This window comes from bacterium, from assembly GCA_035295165.1.
Classification (GTDB): domain Bacteria; phylum Sysuimicrobiota; class Sysuimicrobiia; order Sysuimicrobiales; family Segetimicrobiaceae; genus JAJPIA01.
Genome location: DATGJN010000049.1, coordinates 58,779 through 81,652 on the forward strand (window position 1 = coordinate 58,779; position 22,874 = coordinate 81,652).

24 protein-coding genes are annotated in these 22,874 nt (G+C 69.0%); all 24 read left to right on the top strand.

The genetic code is table 11. The features are described 5' to 3' along the window. Positions 1-36: 36 nt before the first annotated feature. On the top strand, positions 37-1,296 hold the full coding sequence (gene rho / locus VKZ50_07485) for a transcription termination factor Rho (protein HLJ59557.1): 1,260 nt from the start codon (positions 37-39) through the stop codon (positions 1,294-1,296). 488 nt (positions 1,297-1,784) lie between these two features. Further along, entirely contained in the window at positions 1,785-2,828 is a 1,044-nt protein-coding gene (locus tag VKZ50_07490) for a M23 family metallopeptidase (protein HLJ59558.1), read from the top strand. A gap of 154 nt (positions 2,829-2,982) precedes the next feature. Then, complete coding sequence (gene rpmE / locus VKZ50_07495) at positions 2,983-3,186, top strand: 50S ribosomal protein L31 (GenBank protein HLJ59559.1); 204 nt, start codon at positions 2,983-2,985, stop codon at positions 3,184-3,186. A gap of 60 nt (positions 3,187-3,246) precedes the next feature. Next, the gene (locus tag VKZ50_07500; GenBank protein ID HLJ59560.1) at positions 3,247-4,128 is read left to right on the top strand and encodes a DUF1385 domain-containing protein; all 882 of its coding nucleotides are present in this window, start codon (positions 3,247-3,249) and stop codon (positions 4,126-4,128) included. Between the two features lie 73 nt (positions 4,129-4,201). Next, a complete protein-coding gene (gene prfA / locus VKZ50_07505) occupies positions 4,202-5,272 on the top strand; it encodes a peptide chain release factor 1 (GenBank protein HLJ59561.1) in 1,071 nt (356 codons plus the stop codon). Then, positions 5,269-6,225 carry a peptide chain release factor N(5)-glutamine methyltransferase gene (gene prmC, locus VKZ50_07510; protein HLJ59562.1) on the top strand — a complete coding sequence of 319 codons (957 nt, stop codon included), beginning with the start codon at positions 5,269-5,271 and terminating at the stop codon, positions 6,223-6,225. The genes prfA and prmC overlap by 4 nt, the downstream gene beginning before the upstream one ends. Beyond that, positions 6,206-6,850, top strand: coding sequence for an L-threonylcarbamoyladenylate synthase (locus VKZ50_07515; GenBank protein HLJ59563.1), 645 nt, complete (start codon positions 6,206-6,208; stop codon positions 6,848-6,850). Before prmC ends, VKZ50_07515 begins: the two co-directional genes overlap by 20 nt. Before the next feature lie 157 nt (positions 6,851-7,007). Beyond that, complete coding sequence (gene glyA / locus VKZ50_07520; GenBank protein HLJ59564.1) at positions 7,008-8,264, top strand: serine hydroxymethyltransferase; 1,257 nt, start codon at positions 7,008-7,010, stop codon at positions 8,262-8,264. Between the two features lie 214 nt (positions 8,265-8,478). Then, a complete protein-coding gene (gene upp / locus VKZ50_07525) occupies positions 8,479-9,108 on the top strand; it encodes a uracil phosphoribosyltransferase (protein HLJ59565.1) in 630 nt (209 codons plus the stop codon). A gap of 14 nt (positions 9,109-9,122) precedes the next feature. Then, on the top strand, positions 9,123-9,593 hold the full coding sequence (locus VKZ50_07530) for a cytidine/deoxycytidylate deaminase family protein (protein ID HLJ59566.1): 471 nt from the start codon (positions 9,123-9,125) through the stop codon (positions 9,591-9,593). A gap of 123 nt (positions 9,594-9,716) precedes the next feature. After that, on the top strand, positions 9,717-10,418 hold the full coding sequence (locus tag VKZ50_07535; GenBank protein HLJ59567.1) for a 50S ribosomal protein L25: 702 nt from the start codon (positions 9,717-9,719) through the stop codon (positions 10,416-10,418). Between the two features lie 24 nt (positions 10,419-10,442). Next, complete coding sequence (gene pth, locus VKZ50_07540) at positions 10,443-11,093, top strand: aminoacyl-tRNA hydrolase (GenBank protein ID HLJ59568.1); 651 nt, start codon at positions 10,443-10,445, stop codon at positions 11,091-11,093. A gap of 51 nt (positions 11,094-11,144) precedes the next feature. Further along, on the top strand, positions 11,145-12,728 hold the full coding sequence (locus VKZ50_07545) for an APC family permease (GenBank protein HLJ59569.1): 1,584 nt from the start codon (positions 11,145-11,147) through the stop codon (positions 12,726-12,728). Then, positions 12,721-12,933, top strand: a complete 213-nt coding sequence (locus tag VKZ50_07550; GenBank protein HLJ59570.1) for a hypothetical protein — start codon at positions 12,721-12,723, stop codon at positions 12,931-12,933. The genes VKZ50_07545 and VKZ50_07550 overlap by 8 nt, the downstream gene beginning before the upstream one ends. Further along, complete coding sequence (locus VKZ50_07555; protein HLJ59571.1) at positions 12,930-13,580, top strand: universal stress protein; 651 nt, start codon at positions 12,930-12,932, stop codon at positions 13,578-13,580. Before VKZ50_07550 ends, VKZ50_07555 begins: the two co-directional genes overlap by 4 nt. Before the next feature lie 39 nt (positions 13,581-13,619). After that, positions 13,620-14,114, top strand: a complete 495-nt coding sequence (locus tag VKZ50_07560) for a TrkA family potassium uptake protein (GenBank protein HLJ59572.1) — start codon at positions 13,620-13,622, stop codon at positions 14,112-14,114. Between the two features lie 4 nt (positions 14,115-14,118). After that, a complete protein-coding gene (locus tag VKZ50_07565; GenBank protein HLJ59573.1) occupies positions 14,119-14,793 on the top strand; it encodes a TrkA family potassium uptake protein in 675 nt (224 codons plus the stop codon). Positions 14,794-14,865: 72 nt separating this feature from the next. After that, positions 14,866-15,492, top strand: a complete 627-nt coding sequence (locus VKZ50_07570) for a sigma-70 family RNA polymerase sigma factor (protein HLJ59574.1) — start codon at positions 14,866-14,868, stop codon at positions 15,490-15,492. Then, complete coding sequence (locus tag VKZ50_07575; protein HLJ59575.1) at positions 15,489-15,974, top strand: zf-HC2 domain-containing protein; 486 nt, start codon at positions 15,489-15,491, stop codon at positions 15,972-15,974. The genes VKZ50_07570 and VKZ50_07575 overlap by 4 nt, the downstream gene beginning before the upstream one ends. Before the next feature lies 1 nt (position 15,975). Beyond that, positions 15,976-18,423: a polysaccharide deacetylase family protein gene (locus VKZ50_07580; protein HLJ59576.1), complete on the top strand. Its 2,448-nt coding sequence runs from the start codon at positions 15,976-15,978 to the stop codon at positions 18,421-18,423. Position 18,424: 1 nt separating this feature from the next. Then, positions 18,425-19,168, top strand: a complete 744-nt coding sequence (gene tatC / locus VKZ50_07585) for a twin-arginine translocase subunit TatC (protein ID HLJ59577.1) — start codon at positions 18,425-18,427, stop codon at positions 19,166-19,168. Between the two features lie 186 nt (positions 19,169-19,354). Continuing rightward, the gene (locus VKZ50_07590; GenBank protein ID HLJ59578.1) at positions 19,355-20,866 is read left to right on the top strand and encodes an FAD-dependent oxidoreductase; all 1,512 of its coding nucleotides are present in this window, start codon (positions 19,355-19,357) and stop codon (positions 20,864-20,866) included. A 29-nt stretch (positions 20,867-20,895) separates the two neighbouring features. Beyond that, positions 20,896-21,474, top strand: coding sequence for a sulfite oxidase-like oxidoreductase (locus tag VKZ50_07595; protein ID HLJ59579.1), 579 nt, complete (start codon positions 20,896-20,898; stop codon positions 21,472-21,474). A 69-nt stretch (positions 21,475-21,543) separates the two neighbouring features. Continuing rightward, a complete protein-coding gene (locus VKZ50_07600; protein HLJ59580.1) occupies positions 21,544-22,866 on the top strand; it encodes a phenylacetate--CoA ligase in 1,323 nt (440 codons plus the stop codon). Positions 22,867-22,874: the final 8 nt, after the last annotated feature.

Here is a 22,874-nt window from a genome sequence, read left to right on the forward strand (position 1 = left end):
TTCCCATGGGGGCGACCACAACGGAGGTGGCACGGCGTGGCGATCGCTGAGCTCGACACCAAGAGTCTCAACGAGCTCCAGGATGTGGCCAAAGATCTCAACATCCCGAATTTCCGGCGTTACCGGAAGCAAGAGTTGATCATGAAAATCTTGCAGGCCCAGACCGAACAGAGCGGGTTGATGTTCCGCTCCGGCATCCTCGAGATCATGCAGGAAGGGTATGGCTTCCTGCGGACGAGCGGCTACCTGCCGGGGTCCGAGGACATCTACGTGTCGCCGTCCCAGATCAAGCGGTTCGGACTCCGCGTCGGAGACGAGGTGCTGGGTCAGGTCCGGGCGCCGAAGGACAACGAAAAGTACTACGCGCTCCTGCGCGTCGAGGCCGTGAACGGTCTCGATCCCGAACAGGCCCGGTCGCGGCCCGACTTCGAGAAGCTCACGCCGGTGTTCCCACACGAGCGGCTCAAGCTGGAGCTGCCCCAGAGCGACCTGACGGTGCGCATCGTCGACCTGTTCTCGCCGATTGGCAAGGGACAGCGGGCGATGCTGGTGTCTCCGCCCAAGGCCGGCAAGACGACGCTGCTCAAGAAGATCGGTCAGAGCATCGTGCAGAACCATCAGGAGATCTACCTGATGGTTCTGCTCCTCGACGAGCGGCCTGAGGAGGTTACCGATATGCGGCGGTCGGTCGAGGCGGAGGTCGTGGCCTCGACCTTCGATCGGCCGCCGGAAGAACACGTGCAGGTTGCAGACCTGGTGCTTGAGCGCGCGAAGCGCCTGGTGGAGGGCGGCCGCGACGTGGTCGTGCTGCTCGACAGCCTGACCCGGTTCTCGCGCGCTAACAACCTCGTGATCCCGCCGAGCGGGCGTACGCTGTCCGGCGGTCTCGATCCAGCCGCGCTGCACCGGCCGAAGCGTTTCTTCGGCGCGGCCCGCAAGATCGAGGAGGGGGGCAGCATCACGATCGTTGCCACCGCGCTGATTGATACCGGCAGCCGGATGGACGACGTGATCTATGAGGAGTTCAAAGGCACCGGCAACATGGAGCTCCATCTCAACCGGAAGCTCCAGGAACGGCGGACGTTCCCTGCGATCGACATCAAGCTCTCCGGGACGCGGCGGGAGGAGCTGCTCCTGTCCGAGGAGGAACTGCGGAAGGTCTGGGTCCTGCGGAAGAGCCTCGAGACGCTCGACACGGTCGCGATGACGGAGTTGATCCTCGACCGCCTGCGCAAGACGCCCAACAACCAAGCCTTCCTGCGCTCGATCATCAAGAACAGCGAGGCGGACGCGTAGGCGACGGCGCGTCGCTTCGTGTCGTCTGAGCGCACTGAGGGCCACCTGGCACGGGTGGCCCTTACGTTCGCTGTCCGCGCCCGTGCGTTGCGCCACGCACACGCGATCGCGGGCGGCGCGATGAACCGAGCGCACCGCGCCGCCGGCGGGTTCCATCGGCCGCCGCCTCGCGGGTGCTCCATCCGACGACGCGTCGGCCAGCCCTGACTCACGCACGCGACGATCGTCGACCGGGCGCTCACCTCAGGGCCGCGAGACGGCGAGAACGAAGGAGATCGAACGACATCCGGGCTGCGCACAGAAGACAGTTGACGGCCAGGCCGACGCCGAGTGCACAGGAAGGGAGTCGCAGTGCCCGCACCGAAGCGCCAGTCAGGCTAGAAAATACACACGCCGCACCCGTTCGACACGCTCAAGCGGACGCTGTTACTTCGACCCAGCGATCCCACGCTACAATCTCAAGGGTCCCGTGTGCCGCAGGAGGGCTGATGACCCGGTTCAGTCGGTTTGCGCCTGCCATCGTGCTGCTCGCCGTCACGCTCGCAATCGTGCCGAGCCTGCTCCCGGGGAGTCTCTTGGCGCGGAGTCACTCTGCGCCAACGCTGTCTGCCCCGACACAGACGAGGGTGCAGACCCACCCCGTGATCGTCGTGCACCTCCGGCCGGTCGCCCTTCCGATGCCGGTGTCCCCACCGCCGCTGGCGCACACGGTCGTCGCAGGCGACACACCCTGGGACGTCGCGCGCATGGCGGGTGTCGACGTTGCGGCGCTGCTCGCCGTGAACCATCTTGTTCCAGGAGCGTTGCTCCATCCCGGTCAGGTGCTCGTGCTCCCGCCGGCCGATACCCCGGGCGTCGGGGACGTCCGTCGTGCCGCGGCCCCGCCGCAGCCTGTGACGCACACGGTCGTGCCCGGGGACACGCTCTGGGATATCGCCGCGAGCGCGGGAGTGAGCGTGAGCGCGTTGGCCGCGGCGAATCAACTTGTCCCGCGCGAGACGCTGCACCTGGGGCGCGTGTTGATCGTTCCGGCGGAGGGAAGTGCGCCGACGGTGCGCACCGCGACCGGCCCCGCCGCGCCACGTCCCGGTTCGGCCGGGTCGAGCGGCGAGCCTCTGTCGACAGCGCAGCAAATCCAGGCGCGGCGATCGCAGTTGTCGTGGCCGGCGTCCGGCACGATCACGTCCCGGTTCGGGTGGCGCATCCATCCGATCTTTCGAACCCGAGAGTTCCACACCGGCCTCGACATCGCGACGCGCTGGGGATCGCCTGTGCTGGCGGCGCGGAGCGGCGTCGTGCGGTTCGTGGGCTGGAAGTCCGGATACGGCCAGATGATCGTGCTAGACCACGGCGACGGTCTCGAGACCACCTACTCTCATCTGTCGTCCGCCGTGGTGTCGCCCGGGCAGACGGTGGCGCAGGGACAACTCATCGGGCACATCGGGAACAGCGGGTGGAGTACTGGTCCGCACCTCTTCTTCGAAGTCCGGCGAGACGGGGTCGCGGTCGACCCGACCGGGTACCTGAACTAGGCTGGCCCTGCGACGCCGCGCCGACTCGCGGCACCCTCATGACTCACAGGCCCGGTGTTTGCTTGGTCGCGAGGGGTGTGGTATACTTTCGGCTGTTGTGACGCGTTCCGCCGCAGGGCACTGACGCCGCGGCGGCGTCCGAGGGAGACCCCCCATGAAGAAGGGCATTCATCCGCAATATCGTCAGACGACGGTGACGTGCGCGTGTGGCGAGACATTCACCACGGGTTCGACGAGGGAGAACATCCGGGTGGAGATCTGCTCGAAGTGCCACCCATTCTATACGGGACAACGGAAGTTCGTCGACTCCGAGGGGCGCGTGCAGAAATTTGCCAAGAAGTACGGCCTTCAGATCTAAGTTCTCGGAGCGATATCCGTGTGGGTCGGGCGGGGGCGGACACCCCCGCCCGCGGTGTCCATGGCGTCCCTGACGATCGGCGGCCAGGCGGTGATCGAGGGGGTGATGATGCGCTCCCCCCGATACGTGTCGGTTGCGACACGCCAGCCGTCCGGCGCGCTCGCGGTCGCGACCCGGCGCGCGTCGTCCCTGCTCCTCGCCGCACGGTGGCTGCGCCTACCGGTTCTGCGGGGCATCGCAGTGCTGTACGATGCCGTGGTGCTCGGCGCGGGTGCCATTCTGGTTTCTGCGAACGCCACCGTCGACGGCGGCGCGCAGCGCCCGCTCACCGGCCGCGACGTGGGGGTCGCCGTCGGGATTGGCCTCGGGGTCTCGCTCGGGCTGTTCTTCGTGGCGCCGACGCTGCTCGCGCGGGCGGCGGAGCCGTATGTCTCCTCCCCGGTTCTGTTCAACCTGGCGGAAGGCATCTTGCGCATCGCGCTTGTGGTGGGGTACGTCGCGGCGATCGGGCACATGTCGGGGCTCGGTCGGGTCTATGCGTATCATGGCGCGGAGCACAAGGTCGTGAACGCGTTCGAGCGTGGCCTGAGCCTGGACGTCCCGTCGGCGCGCGCGTGCAGCCGGTTTCATCCGCGCTGCGGCACGAGTTTCGTGCTGGTCGTGTTGCTCGCGTCCATCATCGTGTTTGCGTTCCTCGGTCGGCCGCCGCTCGGCGTCCGCCTCGCGGAGCGGCTGCTGTTGCTGCCGTTGATCGCCGGACTCAGCTACGAGATCATCCGGGGGGCGCGCCGGTGGGCGGTCTTGCGTGCGCTTGTCGCACCCGGGATGTGGCTGCAACGCCTGACGACGCGCGAGCCTGACGACGCGCAGATCGAGGTGGCGATCCTGGCGTTGCGCCGGGTCGCCGAGGCCGAGGCCGCCGCCGCGCCCGCGGTGTGGTGAGCAGCCGGGGACCCGCCGGTCCGATGCTATAATCAAGGCAGTCTTCAGGGAGGCGGCCGCGGTGCGCCCAGAGCTGCTCAGCAAATTGGTCACCATCGAAACGCGCTACAACGAACTCACCCAGCGGCTGGCGGATCCGGCGGTGTTCGGCGAGCCCGCGCAGTACCAGCAGCTTGCCCGGGAACACGCGGCGCTTCGCGACCTGATGGCCGCGTACGACGAATATCGCCGTGTCGTGCGGGAAGCCGAGGAAGCCGCCGAGCTGGCGCGCGCGGAAGGCGACGCGGAGCTGCGGGCACTTGCCGAAACGGAGCGCAACACGCTCGTCGCGCGGCAGCAGGCGCTCGGGCGCGAGATCGAGGCGCTCTTGGTTCCGCGCGATCCCCGCGACGAGCGCAACGTCATCATCGAAATCCGGGCGGGGACGGGGGGCGACGAAGCGGCGTTGTTCGCCGGCGACCTCTTCCGAATGTACGCTCGGTACGCGGAACGGCACGGCTGGAGCTCCGAGGTACTGTCTGGGAGCCCCACCGGGCTCGGCGGGTTCAAGGAGGTCGTCGTCGGGGTGCAGGGGCGGGGGGCGTACAGCCGGTTGAAATACGAGAGTGGCGTCCACCGCGTGCAGCGGGTCCCGGCGACGGAGGCGAGCGGCCGGATTCACACCTCGACCGCCACGGTCGCCGTCCTTCCGGAGGCCGAAGAGGTCGACGTGATCATCCGTCCCGACGAGTTGCAGATCGACACGTACCGCGCAGGCGGGGCGGGCGGTCAGAACGTGAACAAGGTCGAGACTGCGGTGCGGATCACGCACCTGCCGACCGGGATCGTGATCGCGTGCCAGGACGAGCGCTCTCAGCATCAGAATCGTGAGAAGGCGATGCGGATCCTACGCGCCCACCTGTTGGAGCGGGCGATCGAGCAGCAGAAGGCGGAGATCGACGCGGCCAGGCGACGGCAGGTTGGCAGCGGCGAGCGCAGCGAGAAGATCCGGACCTACAACTTCCCCCAAGATCGCGTGACCGACCATCGGATCGGCAAGACCGTGCATGACCTGCCGAGCGTACTGGACGGCGATCTCGACGAGCTGATCGAGGCCCTGGCGGCGTCCGATCGGTTGGAGAGCCTGACGTCCGCGACCACGTGAGCGAGGAGTCGTCCGCGCGCCCCGGGGCAGTCCAGGCCGGATCGGCACGCGCGCCGCGCACGAGACAGGCGGCCTGGGCGTGGGCCGAGGCGCGGCTGCGCGCGGCCGGCGTTGCTCCGGCCGAGGTGCGTCTCGAGGCCGAGGTGCTCCTGCGGCATGCCGCCCGCCTCAGCCGGGAGGAGTTGTTTGCGCGGCCCGACGGCGCGCTGCGGCCTCAGTGCGCACGGGCGTACGCCGCGTTGATCGACCGGCGGGCGGCGGGGTGCCCCACCGCGTACCTGGTGGGACACCGCGAGTTCTTCGGGATCGACCTGCTCGTGGACGAGCGCGTGCTGATCCCGCGGCCAGAGACCGAGCGGCTCGTGGAGGTCGCGCGCGACGCGTTGCGCGGACGGGCGGCGCCGCTCGCGGTCGATATCGGGACCGGCAGCGGTGCGATCGCGATCGCGCTGGCGCAGGGGCTCCCGACGCTGCGTGTCATCGCCACCGACGTCTCCCCCGGCGCTCTCGCGGTGGCCCGGCGAAACGCGGCGCGTGCCGGGACCGGCGACCGGATCGTGTGGGCTGCCGGGGCGGGTACCGCGCCGCTCCAGGGGCGTGTGCCTCCGGGCACCGTGGACGCGATCGTGTCCAACCCTCCCTACATTCCCACGGCGCAAGTGGCGGGGCTGCCCGTAGAGATTCGCGCGCACGAGCCCATGGCGGCGCTCGACGGCGGGCCCGACGGGCTCGTCGTCCACCGCCAGATCGTGGTCGGAAGCCTGCGGTACCTGCGCGCGGGCGGAGTGCTCGCGCTCGAAGTGGCCGCGGTGGATGATCAGGCGCGCGCCGTTGCCGCCTTGATCGTCGAGGCAGGCGGCTATACCGCACCGACGATCGTGCGCGACTACGCGGGAGCCGATCGCGTGGTGCTGGCCGAAAGGGGCCGAGAACATGCGAATTCTGGGCGTTGATGCGGGAACCGCCGATGTGCCCCCGGAGGCCCTGAGAACGCTTCTCGAGGGCGGGCTCGTCGCGTTCCCGACCGACACGTACTATGCGCTCGGCGCCGTGGCGACGAACGCGGCGGCGGTCGCCCGCGTGTTCGCCGCGAAGGGCAGGCCGCCCGTGGACCCGCTGCCCGTGCTGGTGGCGGATCGACAGCAATGGCGCGCGGTGACCGAGGTGCTCCCCGGTACCGCGCTGCGTCTCGCCGACCGCTTCTGGCCCGGCGCGCTGACGATTGTGTCCCGCCGGGCACCGTATCTGCCCGCGGCCCTCACCGGGGGCGGCGACACGATCGGCGTCCGTCAGCCGCGGGCCCCGTTGGCGATCGGGTTGTGTCGCGTGGTCGGGGCGCCGCTTGTCGGCACGAGCGCGAACGCCCACGGCCGGCCGGCGCCCGTGACGGCGATCGAGGTGGCCCTGGACCTCGGCGCCGCGGTCGATCTGATCCTCGACGGGGGCCGGTGCGCCGCCGCGCGCCCTTCCACGGTCGTGGACGTCACGGAGACGCCGCCGAGGATCGTGCGTGTCGGCGCGATCGGCGAGGATGCGCTGCGGGAGATCCTCGGCGAGATCGTGCGAGCAGGCGCATAGACGCGGGAGGCCCGACGTCCGCGGGAGCCGCTGTGGCGTCCGGCTTGCGGGTATGATTCAAGGAAGGCCGGGCCGCGTCCCGCAGGGGTCGTCCGGGTTCCGGCGGAACAGAGGAGCGGTCGCGCCTCGGATCGCGCGGCCCCAAGGAGGACGTGTTGTGGAAGATCTCCGGCGTACCGACCCCGAGATTGCCGCCGCGATCGATGACGATATCGAGCGCCAGCGGTTCTACGTGAATCTCATCGCGTCTGAGAACTACGCCAGCCGGGCGGTGCTTGAGGCTCTTGGCAGCGTGATGACCAACAAGTACGCGGAGGGGTATCCGGGCAAGCGGTACTACGGCGGCTGCGAGTTCGTCGACATCGCCGAGCGTCTCGCGATCGACCGGGCCAAAGCCCTGTTCGGGGCCGAACACGCCAATGTCCAACCGCATGCGGGGGCGCAGGCCAACATGGCCGCGTACTTCGGGTTGATCAAACCCGGCGATCCGATCCTGGCGATGAACCTCGCGCACGGCGGGCACCTCACGCACGGCAGCCCGGTCAACTTCTCCGGACAGCTCTACCGGGTGATCCCGTACGGCGTCCGTCAGGACACCGAGCAGATCGACTATGACGAGCTCGCGCGGCTGGCCCGCGAGCACCGGCCCCGGGTCATCGTGTCGGGCGCCACCGCCTACGCGCGGGTGTTCGACTTCCCGCGTATTCGAGCGATCTGCGACGAGGTGGGCGCGGTGATGATGGTGGACATGGCACACTTCGCCGGGCTTGTCGCCGGCGGGGCGCATCCGGACCCGGTGCGATACGCCGACGTCGTCACCTCGACCACGCACAAGACGCTGCGCGGGCCCCGCGGCGGCATGATCCTCTGCCGCGCGCAGCATGCGCAGGCGATCGACAAGGCGGTGTTCCCGGGGACCCAAGGCGGTCCGCTGATGCACTGCGTCGCCGCGAAGGCGGTCTGTTTCAAGGAGGCCGCCGCCCCGCAGTTCCGCGCGTACGCCTCGCGCATCGTCGAGAATGCGCGGGCACTCGCGGAAGAAATGCTGCGACGCGGCTACCACGTCGTCTCGGGCGGCACCGACAATCATTTGGTGCTGGTCGACGTGCGGAGCAAGGCGCTGACCGGCCGGAAGGCGGAACAGCTGTTGGATGCCGCGCACATCGTCGTGAACAAGAACATGATCCCGTTCGATCCGCAGAAGCCGATGACGACTAGCGGCATCCGGATCGGCACGCCCGCGATGACGACCCGCGGCATGGGGGTGCAGGAGATGCGCACCATCGGCGCCTGGATCGACACGGTGCTCTCCGCGCCGGACGACGCCGCGGTGACCGGGCGCGTGCGGGGCGAGGTGCGCGAGCTGTGCGCGTCGTTTCCGATTTACCCGGAGCCGGTGGAGGTGGCCGGGTAGGCGATCCTCGCGGCGTGAGCGTGCGTTCCGCCGGCGCCTCCCTCGGCTCGGGCAGAGAGCGCGCCTCCCGCACGCAGGACCGGACGTCCGCCGTCCGCGATCTGCCGTGGGGTTGGTCCCCCCACGGACCAGAATCGGCGTCCTCCTCCACAGGGTGTGAAGAGGCGCAACGCGAATCCCCTGCGAGACGCCGTCCGGAGCGCGGGGTGATCGTATGGGCCAGGTGCGGGTGTTCGACCATCCGCTGATCCAACACAAGCTGACCATCCTGCGAGACGCGCGTACCGGCCACAAAGAGTTCCGTGAGCTCGTTGAGGAGATCGCGATGCTCATGGCCTTCGAGGCCACGAACGACCTCCCGCTTCGCGCTGTCGAGGTGCGCACCCCGGTCGGCGTGGCCCGAGGGGCGACCGTCGCCGGCCAGGAGATCGCGGTGGTTCCCATTTTGCGCGCGGGACTCGCGATGGAGGCCGGCGTACTGCGGCTGATGCCGACCGCCCGGGTGGGGCACATCGGGATCTATCGAGATCCCGCCACGCTCGATCCCCACACCTACTATTGCAAGCTGCCGGCGGACATCGACGCCCGGCAGGTGCTGGTGGTGGATCCGATGCTGGCGACCGGCGGATCGGCCGTGGAATCGATCCGCCTGCTCCGCGAGCAAGGGGCGCGGACCATCCGGTTGATGGTGTTGATCGCGGCGCCCGAGGGCATCGAACGCGTCCACGCCACACACCCAGACGTGGACATCTACACCGCCGCGGTGGACCAGCACCTCAACGATCACGGGTACATCATTCCCGGTCTCGGCGACGCCGGGGACCGACTCTACGGCACGCGGTGACGAGTGGTTCGCAGATGACGGCCCGGCCCTCCTGGGACGAGTACTTCATGAGTCTGGCGCGCCTCGCCGCGACGCGCTCGACGTGTGTCCGCCGGCGTGTCGGCGCGGTGATCGTCAAGGATCGGATGGTGCTGAGCACCGGGTACAATGATACGCCCCGCGGCATGAAGAACTGCGGCGACGGCGGGTGCGAGCGGTGCCGGTCCGGCGCCGCGGCGGGGACCGCGCTCGATAGCTGCCTCTGCCTGCACGCGGAGCAAAATGCGATCATCCAGGCCGCGTATCACGGTGTGGGGATCGCCGGCGGCACGATCTATTCCACCCATCAGCCGTGTCTCACGTGCGCGAAGATGATCGTCAACTCCGGGATCCTCCGCATCGTCTACCAGGAACCGTATCCCGACGCGCTCGCGGAGCAGCTGCTTCGCGAGGCCGCCGTGGAATTCGTCCGCGTCGACGGCGCGGCGGCGTCGCCCGCGACTTGATGTCCCGTTGTCGGCTTCCCGCGGGGGTGTTATAATGGGCCGTCGTAGAGATTCCCGCGCGTGCGATCGTGTGTTCGGGCGTGGCACACCGGAGCGGGGGGCAGGAACCGGGAGGGTTCAGGTATGGAACGGATCAGCCTCGGCGCGGTGACGCGCTCGGCGGTTGGCAAGAACGCGGTCAAGAAGATTCGGCAGGACGGATTTGTTCCGGCGATCCTGTACGGGCGAACGCGTGAGCCGCTGCCGCTGTCGCTGGCACGTAAAGATGTGTTGGGTGCGCTCGCGACCGGCCGGAACGTGCTGATCGATCTTCGGATCGCGCGCGACGGCGAGGAGCTGTCCGATACCGTGATGATCACCGAGATCCAGCGCCATCACCTTCGCCGCGAGGTCCTGCACGTGGATCTTCACCAGATCAGCATGACCGAGGCGCTGGAGGTCGACGTCCCGATCGTGTTTGTCGGAACTCCCGAGGGTGTGGCCTCGGGCGGCGGGATCCTGGAAGCCCACCGGCGCGAGGTCACCGTCCGCTGTCTGCCGACGCAGATCCCCGATCGGCTCGCGGTCAGCGTCGCCGGCCTGGGTGTGGGCGACGCCCTCCATGTCCGTGACATCCAGGTGGCGGAGGGCATCGAGGTGCTTACCCCGCCCGAAGAGGTCCTCGTGGCCGTCGTGGCGCCCAAGGAGGAAGTCGAGGAGGCGCCCGCGGTGGCCGAGGGCGAGGCCGCGGTCGAACCGGAGTTGGTTGGGCGCGCCGCGGCGGCCGAGGGCGAGGCGGCCCCCGCAGCCGAGGCCAAGCCAGCCAAGGCCGAGAAGAAGGAGTAGCCGCAGCCGAAGTAGCGTGGCCGTGTGTATGCGACGTCGGTTGGGAAGGGCGTGGACGTGTGCCGCGCCCTTCACGCTTGTGCGATGATCCTCATCGTCGGCCTCGGCAACCCGGGGCGGCGGTACCGCGGGACGCGTCACAACGTTGGGCGCGATGTCGTCGAGCGGCTGGCCGCAGACTTAGGCGTGCGGCTGGACGACGACGGGTGGGCCCGGGCCGGCCGGACGCGCATCGGTACCGCGACGGTCACGCTCGCAATCCCGGAGACGTTCATGAACGAGAGCGGCGTGGCCGTTCGCGATCTGCTCCACCGCCGTCGCCGGCGGCCTGCGGACCTGCTGATCGTACACGACGACCTCGATCTTCCCTTCGGGCACCTGCGCCTGCGTCCTGGAAACAGCGCGGGGGGCCACAACGGCATCCGGTCGATCATCGACGAGATCGGGACCGGCGCGTTTCCCCGGTTGCGGATCGGCATCGGCCGGCCCCCGGCCGGGATCGATCCCGCGGAGTTCGTCCTGGAGCGGTTCGCCCCCGATGAACGGCCGTCGATCGACGAGGCGGTCTCCCGCGCGGTCGAGGCGGCGCTCGCCGTCGCCCGCGACGGGCTCGAGGCGGCGATGAGTCGGGTCAACCGACGCCCCACACCGCCCGCCGCTGCGGCCGCACCGTGATGCTGGGGTCCCGGCCCGCGTCCTGCGCGTCCCTCCTTCAGGGGAGCCCCCGTGGCTGACGTGGCGGGGACGCCGCCCGCCCAGATCCATCTCGCCCCGGAGCCGCACCTGCGCCGCGATGTCTCGCTGTGGGGCTCGTTCATGTGGGGCTTCGCCGACGTCGGGGCGGACATCTACGCGGCGCTCGGGATCGTGATCGCGGCAACGATGGGCGCGGCGCCCCTCGCGTTCGCCGCGGCCGGGCTCGTCTACGTCATGATCGGGCTCGCGTACACCGAGCTCACCTCCGCGTACCCGATGGCGGGCGGGGGGCAGTATTTCGTGAGCCGGGGACTCGGCGACCTGCCGGGGTTCGTCGCTGGGGCGGCGTTGCTGCTCGATTACACGATCGACATCGCGCTGTTCGCCACGTTCGCGGCCGGCTACGTGAACTTCTTTCTCCCCGCGGTCCGGGACTTCAGGATGACGCTGGGTCCGTTCGTCAACATCAATCCGCTGTGGGCGGGCGAGACGACGATCCTGATCGTATTGCTCGCGTGGGTGAACGTGATCGGTGTGCGCGAGTCGTCGCTGCTCAATGAGGTGCTCGGGGTGTTCGGCCTCGTCGTCGAGGCGGGCCTGATCATCATTGGCCTGGTCTTCGCGTGGCGGCCGGAGCTTCTTGCGCAGCAGTGGGTGCACCAGTTCCCGACGCTGAAACAGTTCATGTACGGGTCGTCGCTGGCGATCATCTCGTACGTCGGATTGGAGTCGATCTCCCAGGCGGCGCAGGAGACGCGGCGGCCTGCGACGGTGATCCCCCGGACCGCGATCGGGCTGATCGGCAGCGTGTTCCTGTTCGCCGTGTTCTTCTCGATCACGGCGCTCGGGATTCTGCCGTGGCAGGCCTACGCGAAGGACGTCGGTGACTCGGTGGCGCTGTTCGGCAGCCGGTTGCCGATCGTCGGCGCGTTTGCCGGGCCGCTCGCCGCGACCCTCGGTGCGGTCGTCCTGCTGATCTCCGCGAACGCCGGCGTGATGGGGGCGAGCCGGCTGGTGTACTCGATGAGCCGCCTCAACCTCGCATCGTCGTGGCTGCGCGATGTGCACCCGAAGCATCGCACGCCGGTGCGCGCGATCATCATCTTCTCCGGGATCGGCCTCTTGGAAGCCCTGCTCGCGTTCCTGACGCCGAACGCGGTGAACGCGCTCGCGAACATGTACGCGTTCGGGGCGACGCTCGGGTACACGCTCGTGTTCGTCGCGCTGATCGCCCTTCGGTTTCGCGACCCGTACACGCCCCGGCCGTACCGCGTCCCGGTGAACATCCCGTGGCAGCGCGGCGGGACGACGGTCATGATCCCGATCGTCGGGTTTCTCGGTCTCGTCGGCGTGCTGTTCACGTTGACCGAGGTCGTGTTGACGCACGCGATCGGCCGGGTGGCCGGTCCGGCGTGGGTGCTGGTGTGTTTGGCGTACTACGTGCTGTACCGACGCCGTCGGCGGCTGCCCGTGACCGGCAGCATCGAGCACCACTGGGAGGAGCAGCAGCGCGCCATTCTCAAGGACGCCGAGGAGCACGACTTGCTCGAGCAGTACGACATTGCGTTGGCCCAGCGCGACCGCCGGCTCACGAGGGCGCAGCCCCATGCGTGAGGCGCCGCGGTTCACCTGGACCGACGGCTACCGGACGGTGTCCAGCGTCCTCATGGTCGCGCTCGGCATCGTGATCCTGGCGCGCACTCTGCCGCTCGGCGTTCACCTCACCGCGATCCTCGTGGGAGGTTGTTTCGCGGGGCTCGGCGTCTACCGGCTCTCGTTCGTCGTCGCGTACCTGCGGCGCGGACGGAGGGCGACGTGAACGCGGCATTGCAGGTGAGCGCCGTCGGTACCGTCCTCGCGGCTGGGTTCGCCGCCGCGCTGGCGGCGCTGTTGCTATGGATGCTTCGGGTTCCCCGTCCGGTCTCGCCGGAGGTGGCGCGCGCGGTCCATTCGGTCGGGGCGGTGCGCACGATCCTCGTGCCGATTCTCGAGGCGTACTACTCGGAGCGTGCGGTGGAAGTCGCGAGCCGGCTCGGCCAGTTTCAGAAGGCGTCGATCCGCCTGAGCTACATCGTCGAGGTGCCCCGCACACTCTCGCTCGGCGTCCCGCTGCCGGACGTGGAGCAACAGGCGACCGTGAGCCTCGAGCGGGCGAAGCAGATCGTGGAGATGCACGATCTCAAGGTCGAAGGAGAGATCGTCCGCGCACGGGACGCCGGCGAAGGCATCGCGCGGACCGCGCGGGACAACGACGTCGATCTCATCGTGATGGGGATCTCGCCGGGCGCCGGGCTGCTCGAGGGCTCGACGGCGCGCGCGGCCGAGTCGCTGCTCCGCCAAGCGCCGTGTGAGGTGATCATCGATCGGCTCGCGGAGACCAGCATCGGGGCGACCGCGGCTCCACCCGACGGAGCGCCGGCGGGGGAAGCGGGGAAGGGGCAGGAAGCGCCTCTGCGTCCGGTGTAACGGGACACGGGGGCATATAGCCAAAGGGGGCGTATGACGATGCACGTAGTTGTCCTCGGGTGCGGACGGGTCGGCGCAACGCTGGCGATGGCCCTCGAGTCCGAGGGGCATTCGGTGGCGGTCATCGACCGGAATCGGGAGTCGTTCCGACGGCTTGCCCGAGGGTTCAAGGGCAAGATGATCCTCGGGATCGGGATCGACGAGGACGTGCTGCGCAAGGCCGGAATCGAGCGGGCGGGGGGATTTGCCGCCACCACGAACGGGGACAACACCAACATCATGTCTGCGCAGATCGTCAAGGTGCGATTCAAGGTGCCCCGGGTCATCGCGCGGATCTACGATCCGCTGCGGGCCGAGGCGTACCGCGAGCTCGGCATCGACACGATCAGCCCGACGCTGCTGGGGGCGGGGATGTGCCGGGACTATCTGGTCGGCGTTCCGTACCGTAGCGTGGAGGACTACCAGGCGGTCCGCGGCACGCCCAGCGCGTGGCCGCGGGGGTCGTCGGGCGCCGTGCCGGAAAGGAGCCGGTAACCAGATGTACGTGATCGTCGCCGGGGGCGGGAAAGTCGGGTACTACCTGACCAAGGCGTTGCACGCCGCGGGGCAGGAGGTGACCCTGATCGAGAAATCGCGTCAGCGGTACGACCTGCTGCAGGAGACGTTCGGGGACAGCGTCATCCTCGGGGACGGGTGCGAGGTGACCACCCTCGAACAGGCGGGCGCCGCGCGGGCCGATCTTGTCGCCGCGGTCACGGGCGACGACGAAGACAACCTCGTGATCTGCCAGATGGCGAAACGGAAGTTCCAAGTGCAGCGCGTGATCGCCCGCATCAACAATCCCAAGAACGAGGTGACGTTCCAGCTGCTCGGGATCGACGAAACGGTCAGTTCCACCAAGCTGATCTACAGCCTGATCGAACAGGAAGTCGAGGTCGCCGACGTCATCCCGTTGAGCGCCCTCCGCCGCGGCAACCTCGAACTGGTCGAAGTCGCGTTGACGGCTGGCGCGCCGGCCCTGCGCAGGCGCGTCCGGGACCTCTCGTTGCCGCCGAACTGCGCGCTCGCGATCTTGGTGCGAGGGGAAGCCGCGGAGGTGATCTCCGGCGACACCGTGTTCGAAGCGGGGGACCTCATCGTGGGGATCACCCCATCGACGTGCGTCCAGGCGTTTCGCGAGGCGCTCCTCGGCGGAGGGGTGCCGACCCGCTGATCTCGCGCGCACGGGGAACTTTCCGCCCCCCGACGACGCTATAATGCGAAGGCGGCACCGAGGGGGCGGGAGATGGGTGACGCGGTATTCGCGCTGGACGGGCTCGCGGGGAGAACCGGGGTGACGTTCGGATCGGCCGACCGAAGCGGTACCCACCGTCTCGCCGCGTTCGAGGAGCTGCTGCATCGCCACCTGCGGAGTATTCACCGCGTCGCGTACCGTCTCGCGGGCAACGCCGACGACGCCGAGGATCTGGTCCAGGAAGCGCTCGTGGAGGCGTTCCGCGCGTTCGACCGGTATCAACCGGGGACGTACTTCGACCGCTGGGTCTACCGGATCATGACCCGTACCCACATCGACCGGGTACGGCGCCGAGGACGACGCCCCGAGACGTCGCTGGATGCGCCGGTCGGGCCAAGCGGCGACGCGCTCGTCACGCTGATCGGCGACACACGCGACGATCCCCAGCAGTTGACCGAGGTCGCCGACTTGGACGGGCCGATCCAGGCAGCGCTGGACCGGCTGCCGGAGGAGTTCAAGACGGCCGTCGTGCTTGCGGACGTGGAGGGCCTATCGTATGATGAGATCGCGGCCGCGGTGGGCTGTCCGGTCGGCACGGTGCGGTCGCGCTTGCACCGGGGCCGGGAGATGCTCCGGCACGCGTTGCGGCCTCATCTGGTGAGAAGGAGCCGGGAGTGAACGAGCACGTCACCGATCGCCTCTCCGCCTATCTCGACGGCGCGCTGAACGCAGGCGACCTCGAGCGGGTCGAGGCACACCTTGAGGTATGCGGGAGCTGCGGCCGCGCCTACCGTGAACTACAGACGCTGCAACAGATGTTGCGCGGGTTGCCGGAGCCTGCGATGCCGGAGGGCCTTACGGAGCGGGTGCACTGGCGGTTGCAGCGAGAAACCGCACGCGCGCCACGCCGCGGTGCGCTCGCGTGGTTTGCCGTTCGTCCGCCGTTTCGCATCGCCCTTGCGTGCGCGACCCTGCTGTTGATCCTGGGGCTGCCGACCGCGTGGATCGCCGATCGGCTCATGCCCCGGGAGACGCCCCTCGATACGGATGCGTACGTTCGCGAGTACCTTGTGTTGTCGGTTGACCGGCCGCTCGGAGACGAGGCGGCACCGACGTTCGTGACCTCGGATACCTCCACCCCGGAGTCGCCTCGTCCGTAACATGATCGCGCTGGCCCGCCGCCGGATCGCCGTTCTGGCGATCGGCGTGATGGGGTGGAGTCTCGTCGGCGCCGCCCTCGCGCCTGCGGCGAGGCCCCAACCCGCCGCGCCTCCGCCGGCAGTCGACGCGGCCGCCTTGGATTGGCTCCGCGCGGCCGCCACCGCGCTCGGCCGGGTGAGTTACCGGGGGACGCGGACGTCGACGGTGTGGGCCGGTCGCGTGCAGGCGGTTCTGGTCCGCGTATATCATCAAGCGCCCGACCGGACGCGGCTCGAGTACCTCGCCGTCGGGGATCAGCCGGCCCGGATCGTGGTGATCGACGGCGGTGCGCAGACCACATACGTCCGCGCGACGAACCGGATCATCCGCTCGCCGGCGGCCCGAACCGACGAAGAAGCGCTGACGCAGCAGATTCTCCCGCAGATCGCGGAGAACTACACCGTGCGTTTCGCCGGGGTCGAGCAGGTCGCGGGCCGGGCCGCGCGCGTGATCGACGTCCAGAGTCGCTTCCCGGGTCGGCCGCGTCTCAGAGTCTGGGTGGACGTGGGGACGCGCCTCATTCTCAGATTTGAGCGGTACGGCCCGGGCGGCGCCCTCAACCAGGCGTCGGCGTTCATCAACATCCAGATCAACCCGACGTTTCCCCCGGGATTGTTCGAGGTCACCCCGCCGCCGGGCGCGCAGATCGAGACACGCCGGCCTCCCGCCAAGCTAGCGATCGAACAGATCGCATCTCGCGTCGGGTTCACGCCGCAACTTCCGGCGTACCTCCCGGCCGGGTACAAACTGGTCGGCTCGCGCGTCGTCGCCCTCCACGAGGTGCCGACCGCAGTGTTCGCCTTCACGGACGGCGTGGCCACGCTCACGCTGTTCGAGAGCCTGGGTGCGCAGGGCGCGCCGCCGAACGCGCAGCAGGTGCAGGTCGACGGCGTCTCCGGCATGATTGCCGCCCGCGGCGTCGCCAACGTGCTGCACTGGAACGCCCGCGGCGTCTCATTTACGCTTGTCGGGGATCTCCCCTCACCGGAGATGGTGCGCGTCGGCGCGTCGCTCCGGTCCGTTGGGTCGTTGCGCACGCCGATGGAGTGGGACGCGCGGGCGCGCGCGTGGCTCGCGGCCATCCTGTCCCCGCTCCCCGCGGAGGCCGCGGCGTCCGGCCCACAACAGCCGTCGGCGGTGCCGCCCGTGCCCGTGTCGCCCTACATCACCAACAACACCCACGTGATCGGATCGGGCATCGCCGCGGAGGAGAAGGTGGTGTGGAGGGCGCTGGCCGCCCGCGGGCTGACACCGTTCGTGGTGAAGGTGACGGTCGCGAGCGACGGGGTCACGAAGCTTTCCGACGGCCGACTGGCGCGTTTGGCCTGGGTCTGGTTCGTGTACGGCATGGACTGGACCGGCGGCGCCGGCGCCGCCGTCCGCGAGGTCCAGGCGAGCGCGTACGCCCTGAGCACCACGGCGCTCCGCGCCGACCCGCGAGTGACGCGCGTGCTGCTAACCGGCTACTTCCACCGGTCCGGCCGGTTCGACGGACGCCGGACCGACGCGACGTTCACCGCCCAGGTCGCGCGCGCGCGCCTCCTCGACGGCGGATCGGATCCGAACCCCGGCGCGGCGCTCGCCCGGGCAGGCGACATCTGGTACAGTCCGGTCCTGCTTGCGGGCGACCTGGTCGAGCCGGCGGCCGAGCCGCACGATCCTCACCTGCCGGCCGGCGAGCGGGTCCGGCTCCCGCGGCTGCCCGGCGACCGGACGGCCGAATCGACGGAGACCTTCCACGGCGGCCTGTTTGCGAGCGTCGTCGAAACGAAGCGGCGGTTGCAGGGGCTCCTGTTCGGTGGCGAGAATCAGGGCCGCGTCTGGCGCGGGACCCCGTTGCGCCGCGAGATTGCGTTGACCTTCGACGACGGCCCGAGCCCGGTGGCGACGCCGCTGCTGCTCGCGATCCTGCGCCGGTACGATGCGCACGCGACGTTTTTCGTGATCGGCGAGCACGCGCAAGCGTACCCGTACCTCCTCAGAGAGATGGCCGCCGACGGCGACGAGATCGGCGATCACACGTTTCATCATCCCAACATGACATCGGTGGACGACGCGACGGTTGCTCAGGAGATCGAGGTCACACGCGCCGTCATCGAGCACGCCGCCTCCCGATGGCCACGCTGGTTCCGTCCGCCCGGCGGCGACTACACCGACGCGGTGGTGGCGGCCGCGCACCGCGCGGGCTTGGGGCTCGCCATGTGGACGGACAACTCGGGGGACTGGGCGCTGCCACCGGCGAAGGTAGTCGTGGACCGCGTGTTGGCGCACGCGGAGCCCGGCGGTATCGTCCTATTGCACAACGGGACGCTGAACACGGTGCGCGCGCTCCCTTCAATCATCGTTGAGCTCCAGCGGAGAGGCTATCGGTTAGTGACGGTCTCCCAGCTCATGCAGGATGCGCAGTGAGATGATGACGCACGACAAAGAGATGACCCTCATCGAGCACTTGGAGGAGCTGCGGCAGCGGCTCACCTACGCCATTGTCGGGTTGCTCATCGGGAGCGGGGTGGGACTGGTCTTCGTGGACGTCCTGCTGCATCTCTTGCTCCGGCCGCTCGGTGGGATCAAGCTCACCACCCTGACGGTGCTCGAGCCGTTCCTCGTGAAGATGAAGGTCGCGTTCCTGTTCGGGATCGGGGTAAGCATGCCGTGGATCGTCTATCAGATGTTCGCGTTCATTGCTCCCGCGCTCACCGACCACGAACGGCGCCGCGTCGTCCCCATCGCGCTTCTCGCCGGCGTGCTGTTCGCGTGCGGCGTCGTGTTCGCGTACGTCTTCGTCCTCCCCATCAGCACGCACTGGCTCATCTCGCAGGCGGGCAGTCAGTTCAACGTGCTGATCACCGCGAACGCGTACATCACCTACATCCTGTTCTTTCTGGCGATCGTCGGCGGGACGTTCGAGACGCCGCTGTTGATCCTGTCCCTCGCGATGCTGGGGATCGTCAGCCCCCGGACCCTCCGCAAGGAGTGGCGGATCGCGTACATGATCGCGGCCGGGATCGCCGTGTTGGGGACCCCGGACTGGAGCCCCGTCACCATGATCCTGGTGTTCATCCCGATGGCGCTGCTGTACGAGTTCAGCCTGATTCTGTGCCGGATCTTCGTCCGGCCGGCGGCCCCTCAGCCCGCCCACACGCCCGGTATGTAGCCGGCGCTCCCCGCGCCGCGGCAGGCTGTTCCAGCCGTGGGGCGCCTGCCCTGTCCGAATGCGCGCGAAACACCGCCGATCGAACGGGCCGGAGCGCGAACAGCGCGAACTTTGTTGGAACAAAGGACCTTTCCCGACCGTGTTTCTGGTATAATGTCGCGCAGAGTGCTAAGCGTCGGTCGGGTCGTGACAGGGTCCCTTCGCCTCCGTGTGATCGCGGGTGTGTTGCTGTGCGCAGTGTGCCTCGTGGTTCCAGGCGCGTGGAGCGCGGCGAGCGTTCCACCGCCCTCGTTCCCCTACCAGTGCTCCGTCACGGTCCCGGTGTACGTCGCGGGCGGGACACCAGCGGGGGTCGCGGCGGCCGTCGCGGCGGCCCGCATGGGAGAGCCGGTGTTCATGACCGAGGCACGTCCGTACCTGGGCGGCGACTTGACCGGCCCCATGCTGAACATGCTCGATATGGACTACGGCCACGACGGGCAGCAGCTGGCCCAGGGCGTCTTCCTGGAGATCTACCAGCGGTTAGGGATGACATTCGACATCGACGTGGCCAAGCGCGTGTTCCTCGACGAGGTCCGCAAGGAGCCCTTGATCACGCTCCGAACGCTGACACGCCCGGTGGCCGCGATCGTCGATGGACCGTGGATCAGGGGCATCATCGTCCAGAACCTCCTGACGCACCAAGAGGAGACGGTCTGCGCGAAGCGGATCATCGACGCGACGGACGACGCGGACGTCTCCGCGATGGCGGGCGTGCCCTACGCCCTCGGGCGCGAGAGTTCGGGCATCGACCGGACGATGATGTCCTCGACGCTCGTGTTCGAACTCGGTGGCGTGAACTGGCGGCAGGTCATGGCGTACGTGAGCGGCCGGAGTCATGCGATGCTTCGCACCGCCGGGATGTATCGCGGAAACGTCTGGGGCTACGACACGATCATGCGGCAGTATCATCCGACGCAGCCCGGCGTCGCCATCTACGATCTCAACATCGGCGCGCAGAGCAACCATTCCGTACTGATCAACGGCCTACTAGTCTTCGATGTCGACGGCACCGACCCCGTGTCCGTGGCGGACGGCATGCGCCGCGGGCGTCTGGAGCTTCCGGCGCTGGTCGAGTACCTTCGCGAGATGGCGCCCGGATTCGACCACGCCTTCCTGATCCGGTCCGCAGACTACCTCTACGTGCGGGAGACGCGGCACATCCGCGGCCTGTACACGCTGACCGCGCAGGACATCGTGGCGAGCCGGGTGTTCTGGGACGCGGTCGGCGTCGCAAGCTATCCGATCGACCTGCATCCATACCGGCCCGGCGAGTTCAACCCGTTCGCGGCGAGGCGGTACGTCTACACGATTCCGCTGAGGTGCCTCGTGCCCTACGGCCTGGGCAACCTGCTCGTCGCCAGCCGGTCGATCTCCGCGACCTATGAGGCCGCCGGCTCGGCGCGCGTCGTGCCGACGACGATGGAGGAGGGCCAGGCCGCCGGTCTGGCCGCGGTGATCTCCATTGACAACCGCACCTCGTTCCGCCAGATGGCGCTCTCCCCGGAGCTCGTGCACAGTCTGCAGGGGGCGCTGCACGCGCAGGGGGCGTACCTGCTTCCCGAGACGCTCGCGGCGGTGGGACATTCGGTGCGGGTTCTCGGCGGCCGTCCGCCGGTGGCGCCGACGCCGATCGCACAGTCGCGCGCGCACCCGTAGCCCCTCCGAGGCAGCTGAGGGAGACCAGGGTGGCAGACACCACGCGGCTGAAACTTCCGCCCGGCCAGACGAAGACCGAGAAGTGGCCGGTGCTCCACTACGGCGGCATGCCCCGGGTCGACCAAGCGACGTGGATCTTTGAGGTGACCGGCGAGGTCGAGACGCCTGTCCGCTGGACGTGGGACGAGTTTTCGCGGCTGCCGCGCGCCCTCGTGCGCTGCGACATCCACTGCGTCACCGCGTGGTCGCGGTTCGACAACACCTTCGAAGGCGTCGCGTGCCGGGAGGTGTTGCGGCACGTCACCCCGAGAGCCGGCGCCGGTTTCGTGACCGTGCACGCGTACGGCGGATACACCACCAACCTCCCGCTCCAGGCCCTGCTCGACGACCATACGCTGTTCGCGTTCACGCACGACGGCCGCCAGCTTGCGGCCGAGCACGGTGGTCCCTGTCGCCTTGTCGTGCCGAAACTCTACTTCTGGAAGAGCGCGAAGTGGGTGCGCGGGATCGAGCTGACTCGCCAGAACCAGCCGGGATTCTGGGAGCGAAACGGCTACCACCTGCACGGCGATCCGTGGAAGGAAGAGCGGTACTCCGACCCCTGGTAGGCCCATGTCGCCCCGGCTGGCCCCGGGAGAGGGGGACGATCGGACGTGCGCGGTGGTGACGATCGCGCGATGATCTGGAACGTGGCCGCCGAGACGATGCCCCGCGCGGACTTGGCGGCGCTCCAGGTCGCCCGGCTACGCGACGTGGCGCGGCGCGTGTACGATCGCGTGCCGTTCTATCGCGCGGCGTTCGACCGGGCCGGGGTTCGCCCCGAGCAGATCCGGCACGTCGACGACGTTCGCCGCCTACCGATGACGCGCAAGACCGACCTCCGCGAGCACTACCCGTTCGGGCTGTTCGCCGTGCCAATGGACCAGGTCGTGCGTGTGCACGCGTCGTCGGGGACCACCGGCAAGCCGACGGTGGTCGGGTACACGCGCGGCGACCTCGGCGTGTGGGCGGAGGTGTGCGCCCGTTCGCTCGCGGCGAGCGGCGCCCGACCCGGCGACGTCTTTCACAACGCCTACGGATACGGGCTGTTCACGGGCGGATTGGGCATGCACTACGGCGCGGAGCTGATGGGGCTCACCGTCGTGCCGGTCTCCGGCGGCAACACCGAGCGTCAACTGCTCTTGATTCAGGACTTCTGCCCGCGGGTGATCGCGTGCACGCCGTCGTACATGCTGACGCTCGCTGAGGCGGCGGCCGCGCGCGGTCTCGATCCCGCCTCCCTGTCGCTGCGGATCGCGGTGCTCGGGGCGGAGCCGTGGACCGGCGAGATGCGCCGGCAGATCGAGCGGCGGTTGCCACTCAAGGCGGTGAACATCTACGGCCTGAGCGAGGTGATCGGTCCGGGTGTGAGCAACGAGTGCGTCGAGGCACAACACGGGTCGCACGTGTTCGAGGATCATTTTCTCGTCGAGGCGGTCGACCCCGGTTCCGGGGAGCCGGTGCCCGCCGGCCAGCCCGGGGAGTTGGTGTTCACGACGCTGACCAAGGAAGCGCTGCCGGTGATCCGGTACCGGACGGGGGACATCGCGTCGCTCGACCCCACGCCGTGTGTCTGCGGCCGGACGCACGTGCGGATGTCGCTCGTGATCGGCCGCACCGATGACATGCTGATCATCCGCGGCGTCAACGTGTTCCCGTCGCAGGTGGAGTCGGTGCTCGTGCAGTTCGACGAGCTGTCGCCCCACTACCAGCTCGTCGTGACGCGGCCGCGCACGCTCGACGCGCTGGAGGCCCGGATCGAGGTCTCGCCGGCGCGGCCCGGCGCGTCGGGTCCGCTCGGGTCGGGCACCCCCGCGGCCGAGGGGCTTCGCGATCGCATCGCCAGGCAGCTTCGCGGGGTCGTCGGCATCGCGATCGAGGTGACCCTCGCGCCGCCGGGCACGCTGCCGCGCAGCGAAGGCGGAAAGCTCCGGCGGGTCGTGGACGAGCGCACGCGGTAGCAGGTTAC